Raw genomic sequence first — 2,337 nt, forward strand, 5'->3', positions numbered from 1 at the left:
CGTCCTGCAAGTCGACGATGTCATCAAGACCGGCATAGATCTGCGATGATCTGCGTGACGAGCCGGGCTGGGCAATTGCCGAGCCATCAACTGCGGTCCAATGGCCCGGGCCGCTAATGTCAGCATCGTCAGCCAGTTGCCCGGGCGTGAGCGCATTCAGATCAAAATCCGGACGCCGATAAGGTGTGGGTGACAGTGGTTCAAGGCCGGCGAAGGTCGAGGACGAGTCGGCACTTTGAGCAGGCGAGGATGGGGCCGGCACGGGGGCCAATTCTGGCGGCAGCGATGTCGTCTGATGGAACTGCGGCACATTGGTAGCCATTGGCGCGCCATGCTGTGCGGCCTCTTCTTCGTGGAAGGCTCGCAACACGTCCCAGGCCGGGTCGCCCGGGGACATGGGGATGGGCGAGAAGGCGACGGGTGAGGCGCTCTGGGCAGTTCCTATCGCCGGGCCGCTTGGCTGCTCGCGCGCGGCCGCTTGCCCATGGGCTGCCAAGCCCAGCGCATTGTTGGCTGCGACCATTTGCCGGTATTTCTGCAGAAAGCCCCAGGCTGTGCCGAAGACGGGGGCTGCGTTCTTCTTGTACTCGTCAACCGCCCGGCTCAGCACCGCGGGTTCAATCTGGGCAATGCCCTTGCCGAAGTTCTGACTAAGCCACCCGTTGAAACGACACAAATGACTCCGATAGATCGTTAGCGTGACTTGACCGTACCTGCTTGCAGCTGCCCGACATGCATCTTCGATCACCTGGTTCTCTTCGTTGACGGGGCGAGTTTTAGCTGTTGTGACAGTCTGTCCGGCAGAATGCTGCCGCAGCCTTCCCAACGCCACGTTGATTTCGCTCAGTAGTTTGGGATGGTTGCCCGAAAAGTCCTTCGCCAGACTGTCCAACTGCCGATCATCTAGCCTGCCGGCGATCTGAGTCCGGTGATTCTCGTCAAGCCATGCACTGAATTTGCGCAGCGACGCTAGATCGTGCCACACGGTTCCTTCTTTGAGGCGGGCCACGGCTATTGCCCGGTATTGGGCGAAGAGTTCCTCATCGTCCTTGGTGCCAGGTCGAACATTCGAAGCCGTCAGAGGCTCTCCGACAGAAGCTTGCCGGAGCCTCTTCAGCGCCGGGTTGACACGCGCCCTCTCGCGCTCCGCGAAGTCCTTCGCGAGCGCGTCCAACCCCGGGTCCTCAATCCGGCCGGTGATCTGCGTCCGGTGGTTTTCGTCAAGCCATTTGCTGAACTTGCGCAGCACCGCTAGATCGGCCCTCACGGTTGGTTCTTTGAGGTGGGCCCTGGCTTTTGCCCGGTATTGGGCGAAGAGTTCATCATCGTCCTTCGTGCCGGGTCGTCGAACAGTCGAAGCAGCCGTCACAGGCCGTCCGGCAGAAGCCTGCCGGAGCCTTCCCAACGCCACGTTGGTGTCGCTCAGTAGTCCGGCATCGTTGCCCGCGAAGTTCTTCGCCAGGCTGTCGAGCTGCTCGTCATCAATCCGACCGTCGATTTGGCTCTGGTGGTTCTCGGCCAGCCATTTGCTGAACTTGCGCAGCGCCGTTGTATCGCGATCAATCGAGGGTCCACTCACCTTGGCTGTGTTCGCCGCCTCGGCACGGTAGGCGGCAAAAAGCGCCTCGTCCGGGTGCTCTCGGACCTGCTTGCGGCTGCGCGTTTGCTGAACGAGGGAAGCCTGGTGCGGCGCCGCGGCCGGCATTGTTTGGCGCGCGCCGGTCAAATCGCCTCCCCTGGTCCCTTCTTCGAGGCCGGCAGCCTGGGCAAAGAGTTGCTCATAGTCTTTGGTGCCAGGTCGAACATTCGAAGCAGCCGTCCCAGGCTGTCTGGCAGAAGCTTGCCGGAGCCTCTTCAACGCCGGATTGATACGCTCGTCATCGCGCTCCGCGAAGTCCTTCGCCAGCGCGTCCAACCCGGGGTCCTCAATCCGGCCGGCGATTTGCGTGCGGTGGTTCTCGGCGAGCCATTTGCTGAACTTGCGTAAGGCCGCTAGATCGCGCCTCACGGCTGATCCTTTGACCACGGCTTTTGCCCGGTATTGGGCGAAGAGTTCCTCATCGTCCTTCGTGCCGGGTCGAACAGCCGAAGCAGCCGTCACAGGCTGTCCGGCAGAATGCTGCCGGAGCCTTCCCAACGCCACTTTGGTGTCGCCCAGCAGTACGGCATCGTTGCCCGCAAAGTCCTTCACCAGACCGACCAGCTGCCCATCCTCAATCCGACCGTTGATTTGGCTCTGGTGGTTCTCGTCAAGCCATTTGCTGAACTTGCGCAGCGCCACTATATCGCCAGCAATCGAGCTTTCACCCACCTTGGCTGTTTTAGCCGCCTCGGCAC

At 61.5% G+C, this 2,337-nt stretch carries 1 protein-coding gene; it reads right to left on the minus strand.

All coding sequences use genetic code 11. From position 1 onward, the window contains the following. Positions 1-2,337 (minus strand): hypothetical protein (locus RFM98_RS31075; protein WP_320312280.1); only part of this gene is annotated, 2,337 nt, incomplete at both ends.

The sequence above is a fragment of the Mesorhizobium australafricanum genome, from assembly GCF_033977265.1.
Classification (GTDB): Bacteria; Pseudomonadota; Alphaproteobacteria; order Rhizobiales; family Rhizobiaceae; genus Mesorhizobium; species Mesorhizobium australafricanum.